The sequence below is a fragment of the Ferruginibacter profundus genome, from assembly GCF_054783275.1.
The window spans coordinates 819,523-831,414 of the sequence record NZ_BAAGQW010000002.1 but is presented as its reverse complement, the minus strand read 5'-3'; the positions used below and the strand labels follow the sequence as shown (position 1 = coordinate 831,414).

General features: G+C 42.1%; 5 protein-coding genes. All 5 read left to right on the top strand.

The window, feature by feature from the left end; translation table 11 throughout:
• Positions 1 to 30: 30 nt before the first annotated feature.
• The 5 genes from ACYVM0_RS13710 to ACYVM0_RS13690 all read left to right on the top strand — a co-directional run bounded on the left by ACYVM0_RS13710 (position 31) and on the right by ACYVM0_RS13690 (position 11,890).
• Positions 31 to 3,372, top strand: a complete 3,342-nt coding sequence (locus ACYVM0_RS13710; protein ID WP_460557905.1) for a SusC/RagA family TonB-linked outer membrane protein — start codon at positions 31 to 33, stop codon at positions 3,370 to 3,372.
• A gap of 28 nt (positions 3,373 to 3,400) precedes the next feature.
• A complete protein-coding gene (locus ACYVM0_RS13705) occupies positions 3,401 to 5,395 on the top strand; it encodes a RagB/SusD family nutrient uptake outer membrane protein (protein WP_460557904.1) in 1,995 nt (664 codons plus the stop codon).
• A gap of 163 nt (positions 5,396 to 5,558) precedes the next feature.
• Entirely contained in the window at positions 5,559 to 7,223 is a 1,665-nt protein-coding gene (locus tag ACYVM0_RS13700) for a polysaccharide lyase (protein WP_460557903.1), read from the top strand.
• 2 nt (positions 7,224 to 7,225) lie between these two features.
• Positions 7,226 to 8,857, top strand: a complete 1,632-nt coding sequence (locus ACYVM0_RS13695) for a pectate lyase family protein (RefSeq protein ID WP_460557902.1) — start codon at positions 7,226 to 7,228, stop codon at positions 8,855 to 8,857.
• Positions 8,858 to 8,893: 36 nt separating this feature from the next.
• A complete protein-coding gene (locus ACYVM0_RS13690; protein ID WP_460557901.1) occupies positions 8,894 to 11,890 on the top strand; it encodes a DUF6298 domain-containing protein in 2,997 nt (998 codons plus the stop codon).
• Positions 11,891 to 11,892 lie beyond the last annotated feature (2 nt).

Here is an 11,892-nt window from a genome sequence, read left to right as displayed (position 1 = left end):
ACGATCTTAATTTTTTTAAACCAAAGCTATATGATAAAGCACTTTTTAAAGAAGGCCTTGCTCCTTCAATTTTTTCTACTGCTTAGCTGCATATTATTTGCACAGCAAAAAACCGTTACTGGTAAAGTAATGGATGCCGAAGGCAAACCATTGCAGGGAGTAAATATCAGTATTAAAGGAAGTACTGTTGGTACTGTTACAGATGAGAATGGAGCGTTTTCCATTGTTGTTCCTGCAAAGGAATCGGTGCTTAAAATTTCAAGCGCCACATTTGCTTACCAGGAAATTACAGTTGGAACAAAAACATCCATTACTATTACGCTGCAAAAAGATACCAAACAATTGGATGATGTGGTTGTGATAGGATATGGTACGCAAAGAGTTAAGGCAGTTACAGGTTCAGTAGCTACAGTAAATACTAAAAAAATGGAAGACCTGCCGGTTGCTTCGCTCACAGAAATGTTGAGGGGACAGGTGCCTGGTGTGAATGTGTCGGGGGGAAGTCAACGTCCGGGTGCTATGGCAACAGTGAGTATCCGCCAGCAATTTAACTGGGGTAAAGATGGTGGCGGAACAATACCATTGATCATTATTGATGATGTGGTACAGATAGATCCTGCTACTAATCTTCCAACTTTGGATAAATTTAATTTGCTCGATCTGTCAGAAGTGGAAAGTATCACTGTTTTGCGTGATGCAAGTGCTGCTATCTATGGTACACGTGCTTCCCAGGGTGCAATTGTGGTAAAAACAAAAAGAGGAAAACTGGGGACCCCTAAAATAACTTATTCAGGTAAATTTGAAACCAACGATGCCGTAAGTCATAGCAAAGTAATGAATGCGAGAGAATATGGCATTTTTGCAAACAGGTTTAACAGGGCTTCTGGTAACACCAGTGCCGATACTTATTTTTCAGCTGCAGAGTTAGATAGTATGAGTAACCTCAATTACGATTGGTTACACAATGACTGGAATAGCGCAGGCGCTATGCAACATTCTATTAATGTAAGTGGTGGTACCGACAGGGCCACATATTTTACAGGCGGATCTTATTATAACCAGGGAGCTAATTTAGGGTCACAGGATTTTGGCAGGTGGACTTTCAGGTCTGGTACTGATGTAAAGGTGATGAACAGCATGAAATTCTCTGCTACAATTTCAGCCAACAATTCCAACCTGGAAAAATCATTTACAAAGATCAATTTCTCTGATGGTTATGCAAGCGGTGGCGAGCAAAACGATTACAGTGTGTTGCTGCATATGCCCAGGTATATACCATGGCAATATACTGTTAATGGCGTCAACCAATATATTTCACCTGCAATGGGGCCTAACAAACTCGGTTCTGCAAGTGGCAATAATTCGTTGGGTAACTGGAACTATTATGCGCTTTTAAACAATGGTTCTAAAACCACTACAAAACTTTTCAGTTATAATGCCAATTTCTCCTTGCAATACGATGTGCCTTTTATCAAAGGATTATCTGTTAAGGGTAACTATTCTGTAGGATCTACTGCAGGTAATACCGAACAGATAATGTTGCCGATGACATTGTTACTGGCTAATAATACCAATAAAGCCAATACGCATTTGTATTCTCCTACAACAACAACCTGGAATGCACCGGTTATTAATAAATCCAACTCAAGGGTTACATACGATAATACAACCGGTACATCAGAGCAGATCAACTTTTTTGTAAACTATGATAAAACTTACCGTGATCATACTTTATCTGCAATCTTATCAGGAGAACGTTCAAAAGTTACTTACGACGACCGTTACCAGATCTACGATAACCCGGTGCCGGGTGTATATAACGGTACATCAGTATCAGCCGGAACTTTAAATACCGGTAATACCATTACCAACAGGTCTGAAGGTGGTACCATGTCTTATTTAGGACGTGTGAGCTATGGTTTTAAAAACAGGTATTTTGCACAGTTCCTTTTCCGTAGCGATGCATCAAGCAAATTTGCACCGGAAAATTACTGGGGCTTTTTCCCAAGCGTATCATTAGGCTGGGTAATTTCTGATGAAAATTTCTTTAAAGAAAGATTTAGTGCGATCAATTATCTGAAGATCCGTGCCTCTTTGGGTAAAACAGGTAATGATAATGTGAAAGCCTGGAAATGGATGCAATTATATTCTGCTGCAACTGATAAGGGTATGGCCTTTGGTACAGCAGGCGGTAACTACACCGTAGGGCTTACACCAGAAGTAACGCCTAACAGGGATATTAAATGGGACAGAACTTTACAGCGGAATATAGGAATAGATGCTACATTATTAAGGAACCGTTTATCACTTACTTTAGACGGTTACTATAACTCATCTACTGATCTGTTAACATCTATGACCACAGCAACTAATGTTCCTATTTCAGTAGGAGGTGCTTTTGCTGAGCTGAACTTTGGTGCGGTTAATTTCTGGGGCGCAGAAGCGTCTGCCACCTGGAACGATCATGTAGGTAAAGTGAATTTTTCTGTAGGTATGAATTTTGGTATATCTGATAACCAGGTTAAACAAGCTGTAGATATTCCTTTCAATTACCCATCAACATATGCAGGAGCTAAACGTGAAGGCTATTCGCTGATCGGGCCACAATGGGGCTACAGAACATGGAAACAAACTTCCACAGGGGATGGGTTGCTGAGAACAGATGCTGACCTTGATGCATACTGGGCATACCTTACTGATTTGGCTACCAAGGCCGGTACCACACCATTATACAATGCAGGCGGTGCAAATATATCCACCAGGGCAGGTTTGAAAAAAGGGATGCTTGCTTACGAAGACCAGGCGGGAGCTTTAAACTCAACTACACAAACTATTGCAGATAAAAATGGCCAGATTGTAGACGACCAGGATTATGTACAATTGGTAAAAAGAAACCGGTCTTATGGTATCACTACCAACCTTAGCGCTTCTTACAAATCTTTCAGCCTTTTGGCGCAGATTGCTACAAGCTGGGGTGGATACAATAGCCTGGATAGAGTAAAGCAGGGAACCAGCAGTACTAATGCAATGTGGTCACAAGTGGCTTACCTGAATGATATGTACGATTCAACAGATAATCCAAATGGTAAATATCCAAGCCAGTATTTTTATGATAATGCATATAAGACATCTGATTTCTGGACCATGCCAACATTCAGGTGTGTGGTACGTTCATTAAGTATTGGTTATACTTTACCAAAAGAATGGATAGCCAAACTGCATGTTTCCAATGCCAAGTTTGTATTGTCGGGATATAACCTGTGGGATTTGTATAACCCTTACCCGGGCAAATACCGCAACATGTATGATGCACCAAACGTAAACTATCCAACGCTGCGTACATGGGCACTTGGTGTAAACCTTGGATTCTAATCTTAATTTATCGTTCAACAAATTGTATATGAAAAATAAAATATTATATCTGATAACTTTTACGGCGATCACAGCGATCGTGGCAACAAGTTGCAAAAAGAGCTTTTTAGAAGACATGAAAAGCTATGACAAATACGATGAAAGCGTTTTTACCAACGAGGTATTAACCGGCCAGTATATCGACAGGCTTTATAATTACTATTTTGCAGCCTACAGGAGCCCGGTACAGTCAGAAGCTACACTGGGAGCTTATGATGACTCCAAAACAAAAAATACGGAAGAAATGGGCGGTACAGTTAGTAACTATATCAACCCTAATAAAAACCTGCAACTGGCAAGTGATGCAGATGCCTATTATGGGGCCGCACTTACAGCAAGCGTTACCAACAATCCTTATACCCGTATCCGTTTCTGCAATTTCCTGCTCGAAAAAATGGAAACTGTAGGGCAAGTACTGTCACCTTCATTCAGGGCTACAGCAAAAGGCCAGATGTACTATCTCCGTGCATTACAATATTATAATTTAGTACGTACCTACGGTGGGGTTCCTATCGTAACTACCGTAAGTGACGCAAGTAATACCGATGAAACGATCAGAACTCCAAGGGCTACAGCTACAGAATGTTTTGTACAGATCGTTAAAGATTTTGATTCTGCTGCAGCATTGTTACCTGCCAGGTGGGCAAGCGGCGCTACAGATTACGGACGGGCTACAAGCGCAGCCGCACTGGCTATGAAAAGCCGTGTATTGCTAACCGCTGCAAGCCCTTTATTTAATACCGACTGGGATAATGCAGGCAGTGCAAAATGGCAGGCAGCATTACAGGCAGGGCTAAACGCAGAAACTGCATTAACTGCTGCAGGTTACGGATTATATGGTACCACTGCAAAAGAATGGGCCGAAATGACCTATGTAAATGATAATGCTTTTAATAAAGAAGCCATTATTGTACAATTACTTTCCAATACATCTACCTCTTCTGCAGGCTATAATAATTCATGGGAAAATAGCATAAGGCTTAAAGATGCACTTGGCGGCGGAGGTATTGCTGTTCCTAAAGCTATGCTGGATTTATTTCCACTGGCTAATGGAGCAAGACCAACACAGGCTAATGGTTATGTGGACACTTTCTTCTTTGAAAACAGGGACCCAAGGTTCTACAGAACATTTGCTTTTTCCGGATGCAAATGGCTGGTAAAAGGTACCAATACCAATAAAGCAGCATGGCTGTACAGGTGGAGGCCAAGTGCAACTGGAACAGCTGTATATTATGCAGCCAATTCTACAAACAGTCCGGCAGTAGTTCGCAAAATGTCGAACCCTGCGGCCGATAGTACTGCATTGGCATTTTCCGGTACAGATATTTTTGAATATCGTTATGCTGAGTTATTATTGAATATAGCAGAATGTTATGCTGCTAAAGGTGATATTGCTAACTGCCTTGTTTATCTTGGAAAAATACGTGCCCGTGTAGGTATACCTGCTGCCAATAATTATGGCATCGGTACACCGGCCAGCAAGTATGCAGCTATTGAAGCCTGCCTGTACGAGCGCAGGGTAGAACTGGCATACGAAGGAAAACGCTACTGGGATATCCAGAGATGGTTATTGTACGATGGTGTATCTTCAACCAACACTACCGCAAACACATGCACCAAATTGGGTATTCCTCCAATCAACGGTACCAACAGAACCGGTTATTACTGGCAGGGTATTAATTACACCAGCAGTGATCCGCTGACTGCTGCCGACAGGGCATCAGTTTTGATAGATCCGGATGCAGCTAACTTTGCCACCCAGATTGCAAATCTTAAAACATTGTATAAAAATAAGTTTGTGATGACACCGCTTGACCAGGCATGGGATCGTGATGGTACAACTCCTGTAAATATTTTATACAGGCCTAACTATTATCTTTCCGGCTTAACCGCTACCATATTATCTTTCAACCCATGGTTATTACAAAACGTTGGTTGGTCTGATTATAACGGTGCTCCCGGTACATTTAATTCAACACAATAAAATAATATTAACCGGCTATTGGTTTAATTTTTAATGCAATTGATTTCCGGGATTTATAAAAAAAGAGAAAGCATCCCTTTCTCTTTTTTTAATCAAAATAAATAAAAAAAAGCAACAGCATTTTTATAAAAAATCGTCTAATAGTTTTCAAACTATCATCACAATGGCAACAGCATTTAAAAAACTGGTATTGATATCTTCAATTGTGGTGGCAATAACAAATACTGCCAACGCACAATACCCCGACATTTCTCCTGAAGTAAAAAAAGCATCCGACTCTTTAATGGATGCTGCACGCAAACATTCCGATTCTGCATGGGCAATTGCTTTTCCTATTGTGGAAGAAGAAGCGGCTAAATTTCAAAGGCCTTATGTGCCCTGGGCAGCACGCCCTGTAGATTTACCACAGGCAGGTATACCCGCTTTTCCGGGGGCCGAAGGAGGTGGCAAATATAGCTTTGGCGGCCGCGGAGGAAGGGTGATTGTGGTGACCAATTTAAATGACGATGGCGTGGGTAGTTTACGCTGGGCCTGTGAGCAGGGCGGTGCAAGAATTGTAGTGTTTAATGTATCCGGAATTATCCGCCTTAAAACGCCGTTGATGATAAGGGCGCCTTATATTACTATTGAGGGGCAGACAGCTCCCGGCGACGGTATTTGTGTAGCCGGAGAATCCTTCTGGTTAAATACACATGATGTGATTGTACGTTTCATGCGCTTCCGCCGCGGCGAAACCTGGGTGGGCAGAAGGGACGATGCGATAGGAGGAAATCCTGTTGGTAATATCATGATCGATCATGTGAGTGCCAGCTGGGGGTTAGATGAAAACATGAGTATGTACCGCCACATGTACAATGACAGTACACCCAATTTAAAAGCAGAAGAAAAATTAGGCACTGTAAATATTACTATTCAGAATTCTATTTTCTCTGAATCATTGGATACCTGGAACCATGCTTTCGGCAGTACTTTAGGTGGAGAAAATTGTGCATTTGTTAGAAACCTGTGGGCCGACAATGCAGGCCGCAACCCGTCAATTGGCTGGAATGGGATTTTTAATTTTGCCAATAACGTGGTATTTAACTGGGTGCACCGTTCAACTGACGGTGGCGATTACACGGCAATGTATAATATCATCAACAACTATTATAAACCGGGGCCGGCAACACCCGATCAGTCGCATCCTATTGCTCATCGTATTTTAAAGCCCGAAAGCGGCCGTAGTAAATTAGGGCACCTTGTTTTTGGCAGGGCCTATGTACATGGCAATATTGTGGAAGGCAATGAAGCCGTAACAAAAGATAACTGGAATGGTGGTGTACAGGTTGAAGAAGAACCTGATGCAGGTAAATATACTGCTAAGATGAAATGGAATAAGCCATTGCCTATGCCTGAATTAACTATCATACCAACATTGGCGGCAAAGGATTTTGTTTTAGCAAATGCAGGCGCAACACTTCCGGTAAGAGATGCCGTTGATAAAAGAATTGTAGAACAGGTAAAAACAGGGAAGATCACCGTATCGCCAGATGTAGTGGCACCCACCACACAATTTAAACACCGCAGGCTGCCGCTGGATTCTTATAAGATCGGTATCATTACAGATATTTCGCAGGTAGGTGGTTATCCCGAATACAAAGGCACCCCTTACAAAGACAGCGACAATGATGGTATACCTGATGCATGGGAAATAGCTCATGGTTTAAATGCCAATGACGCCTCCGACGCAGCAAAAATTACAAAGAGCGGGTACAGTAATATTGAACTGTATTTAAACAGCGTGGTGGATGTTAAAAAAGTAACACCGGCAACAACAGTAAAAAAATAATAGTGAAAAAAAATATTCTTTCAGCAGCGTTTTTATTGGGCGGGTTGGCAGTGCAGTTAACTGTTCGTGCTCAGTATCCCATTATTCCACCTGCTATGGAAGACTCTGCCAATAAGGAAATGAAACGTTTCCAGGATAGTTCAGATGAAGCCTGGAAAAAAGCTCTCCCGGTAATTGAAGCAGATGAAAAGAATGGCAAGCCGTTTATTTTGTGGGCCGGCAAATCTGCCGATCTGCCGCAGTCAAAAATTCCTGCCTTCCCGGGTGCAGAAGGGGGCGGTGCGTATACTTCGGGTGGCCGTGGAGGTAAGGTATTTGTGGTAACCAGTCTTGAAGACAGGGGCAGGGGAACATTGCGTGAAGCCTGCGAACAGGGCGGCGCAAGAATAATTGTTTTTAATGTAGCCGGAATCATCAGGTTAAAAAGCCCGATCAATATAAGAGCTCCTTATATTAGCATTGAAGGGCAAACCGCACCCGGTGATGGCGTTTGTATAGCAGGTGAATCAGTATTGATAGATACACATGATGTGATCATTCGTTTCATGCGTTTTCGCCGCGGATCTACAGAAGTAACCAGGAGAGATGATGGATTGGGCGGCAACCCGGTGGGTAATATTATTTTAGATCATGTTTCAGGTAGCTGGGGACTGGATGAAAACATGTCTATCTACCGCCATGTGTACGACAGAAAGAATGATGGCAAAGGCGAAAAGCTACCCACCGTTAATGTAACTATTCAGAATTGTATTTTTTCAGAAGGACTGGATACATACAATCACGCCTTTGGCAGCACTATTGGCGGAAGGAACAGTACTTTCATGAGAAATCTATGGGCCAACAACATTGCAAGAAATCCTTCTGTAGGTATGGATGGAGATTTTGGGTTTGCCAACAATGTGATTTTTAACTGGTGGAACAGGAGTGCAGATGGTGGTGACGATAAATCTTTTTTCAACTTCATTAATAATTATTATAAACCCGGACCCATTACACCAAAGGACAAACCGATTGCCTATCGCATCTTAAAACCTGAATCGGGCAGGGCTCATAAAGACAGCCTGGTATTTGGTAAAGCTTATGTAAACGGAAATATTGTAGAGGGCAATGAAACTGTTACCAAAGATAACTGGGCAGGCGGTGTGCAGATACAGGAACTGCCGGATGCAGGAAAATATACAGCGGCAATAAAAGTGGATCAGCCTTTTGCAATGGCACCAATTTCGATGATGACGGCAAAAGAAGCCTACGGATATGTACTGGATAATGCCGGCGCCACATTACCAAAAAGAGATGCCGTAGACAAACGTATTGTGGAAGATGTAAGAACCGGAAAAATAACATACGATAAAAACGCTGTGCCTTACGTAGCTAAATTTGTAAAGCGCCGATTGCCTGCGGATTCCTACAAAGATGGTATCATTTCCGATATCAGCCAGGTGGGAGGATATCCTGAGTATAAAGGAACGCCCTATAAAGACAGCGATAACGATGGTATGCCGGATGAGTACGAAATAAAAAACAAACTGAATCCCAAAGATGCCGGTGATGCAGTGAAAATTACAAAGAGCGGATACAGTAATATTGAAGTATATTTAAACAGCGTAGTTAATATTAAAAATGTAAAGCCGTAGGTACACGTCTCAGGCATGTTCCTGCAAAAAAATGTTGTGACTATAAAAAAAACATATCAGCAACTCTTTCTCATAGCAGCAGTAGTTTTTAGTTTTCAGCAGGCTTTAATGGCGCAAAAACCTTTAAAGCCTGCTCCTTTATTGCCTTTATTTGCAGACAAAGGCATATTGTATTACACACCCGATTCACTCGGTAACCGCATCCCTGATTTTTCCTATTGCGGTTATAAAGCTTCTGAGCAGGCCATTCCCGATGTGGCCATAAAAGTAGTGGTGCCGGTTGCAAAAGGCGATGCTACTTTGCGTATCCAATCGGCATTGGATTACGTTTCTTCTTTACCGTTAGATGCTAATGGATTTCGTGGGGCAGTACTGTTGCAAAAAGGAACCTACGAGGTTTTCGGGCAATTACGAATTACTGCAAGCGGTGTGGTATTACGTGGAAGCGGAACAAATGCCAATGGCACTACCATCATTGGAGCAGGAACGGGACGGTTGGCACTGATCAAAATTATCGGGCAAAAGTCTGGAGACAGAACCGGCTTTATGAGAATAACCAATCCTTATGTTCCGGTAAATGCTACTACATTTACTGTAGATACTGATTTATCTAACCGGGACCTTGTCTCCAGCAATATTATCATTCGCCGGCCATCAACTAAAAACTGGATCGCTGCTTTAGGTACTGATATTTTTGGTGGTGGTATTTCTGCTTTAGGCTGGAAGCCCGGAGACAGGGATCTGTTCTTCGACAGAACCATCACAAAAATTGAGGGCAATACAATTACTATTGATGCACCAATCACAACAGCATTGGATACTACTTATGGTGGCGCTTCAATTTATTTTTATAAGGATAACGGCAGGATAAAAAACTGTGGTATTGAAAACATGAAACTGATTTCTGTTTTTGATAAAAATAATTTAAAAGATGAAGATCACAGGTGGAATGCCATTAATGTAGAAAATGCAGAAGATGCATGGGTACGCCAGCTCAGTTTTGAAAACTTTGCCGGCTCAGCCGTAAGTGTGCTGGAAACATCCAGGCGTGTTACAGTGGAAGATTGCAAATCATTGCATCCTGTTTCGGAAATTGGCGGGCAAAGGCGGTATACATTTTTAACTACCGGTCAGCAAACTTTATTTCAGCGTTGCTATGCCGAGAATGGCTATCACGATTTTGCAACAGGCTATTGTGTTCCCGGCCCCAATGCATTTGTACAATGCGAATCGCACTTGCCCAATAGTTTCAGCGGAGGCATTGATAGCTGGTCGTCCGGAATTTTATTTGATGTAGTGAATGTTGATGGCAATGCATTGCGTTTTGGTAATCGTGGACAGGATGCTAACGGTGCCGGATGGGCGGCAGCAAACAGCGTATTCTGGAATTGCACGGCTGCAAGAATTGATTGCTATAAACCACCCACCGCACAAAACTGGTCCTTTGGCAGCTGGGCGCAATTTAGTGGCGATGGTTATTGGGGAGAGTCGAATAATACCATCAATCCAAGAAGTTTATTTTACGGACAATTATCAGCAAGGCTGAATAAAAAGACCGATGAACAGGCACAATTTTTATTCATTCCCGGTGAAGCATCCAGCAGCCCTTCAGTTGAAGTAGCTGCAGAGTTAACCAAACTTGCAGCCAAACCAAGAATGCAAATGCCCGAATGGATCGACCTGGCATACCAGAGAAACCCGGTTACTACTACTGCCGGTAATGTAAAAACAATTGATCAGATCGGGATAAAAAAAATAACAGCACCGGCAATGGCGGCTGCTATGCAAATAAAAAATGGCTGGCTGGTTAGAGGCAATGAAATTTTAGCTGGTGCAAGAAATATTGTTCCCTGGTGGAATGGTGGTGTGCAGGGTAATGACCTGGTTACTGCAAAGCCACATATCACACGTTTTGTTCCCGGAAGAACAGGTAATGGATTAACTGATGACCTTGAAGAAGTAACCAATGAGATGAAAACAAAACATATTGTTGCCATGGAGCACAACTATGGTTTGTGGTACGACCTGAGAAGGGATGATCATGAAAGAGTAAGAAGAATGGATGGCGAAGTATGGCCGCCATTTTATGAATTACCTTTTGCAAGAAGCGGCAAAGAATTGGCCTGGGATGGATTGAGTAAATATGATTTAACGAAGTATAATTTATTTTACTGGAGCCGGTTAAAACAATTTGCCGACCTGGCCGATCAGAAAGGTTTGGTATTGGTGCACCAGGATTATTTTCAGCATAATATTATTGAAGCGGGTGCACACTATGTAGATTTTCCATGGCGTACGGCCAATAATATCAACAACACCGGTTTTCCTGAGCCGCCACCATTTGCTGGTGATAAAAGAATTTTTTTAGCAGAACAGTTTTATGATATCACCAACCCGGTAAGAAAAGAACTGCATAAAAAATTTATCCGTCAATGTTTAAATAATTTTAAAGATAACAATGGTGTGATTCAATTTATAGGAGAAGAATTCACCGGGCCATTACATTTTGTAAAATTCTGGTTGGATGTGGTGAAAGACTGGGAAAAAGAAACCGGTAAGCATCCTGTTATCGGGTTATGTGTAACTAAAGATGTGCAGGATTCTATTTTAAGTAATCCGGCTTATGCAGCTGTAATTGATATCATTGATATCCGTTACTGGCATTACCAGGCCGATGGCACTGCTTATGAACCTAAGGGCGGATTAAATTTGGCACCACGCCAGCACGCAAGATTATTAAAACCAAAGAAAACTTCTTTTGAACAGGTATACCGTGCAGTAAAGGAATACAGGGAAAAATATCCGGATAAGGCAGTGAGTTATTCCGGCGACAGTTATCCTGAATTTGGCATTGCAGCTTTTATGGCCGGTGGAAGTTTAGCTGTGTTATCAGCCGATATCAATCCGGAGATATTGAAAGCCGCAGCAGGTATGAAACCTGTAGCTTCTTCCAATAAAAATGAATACGTGTTGAGCGATGGGAAGAAGAGTATTGTTTATAATGTGGATACCAGGAAATTTGAAATACGGTGAGG

Excerpts from the sequence above, each read along its gene's own strand:
- ACYVM0_RS13710 (WP_460557905.1), top strand. The coding sequence starts at position 31 with ATGATAAAGCACTTTTTAAAGAAGGCCTTGCTCCTTCAATTTTTTCTA.
- ACYVM0_RS13700 (WP_460557903.1), top strand. The coding sequence starts at position 5,559 with ATGGCAACAGCATTTAAAAAACTGGTATTGATATCTTCAATTGTGGTG.
- ACYVM0_RS13705 (WP_460557904.1), top strand. The coding sequence starts at position 3,401 with ATGAAAAATAAAATATTATATCTGATAACTTTTACGGCGATCACAGCG.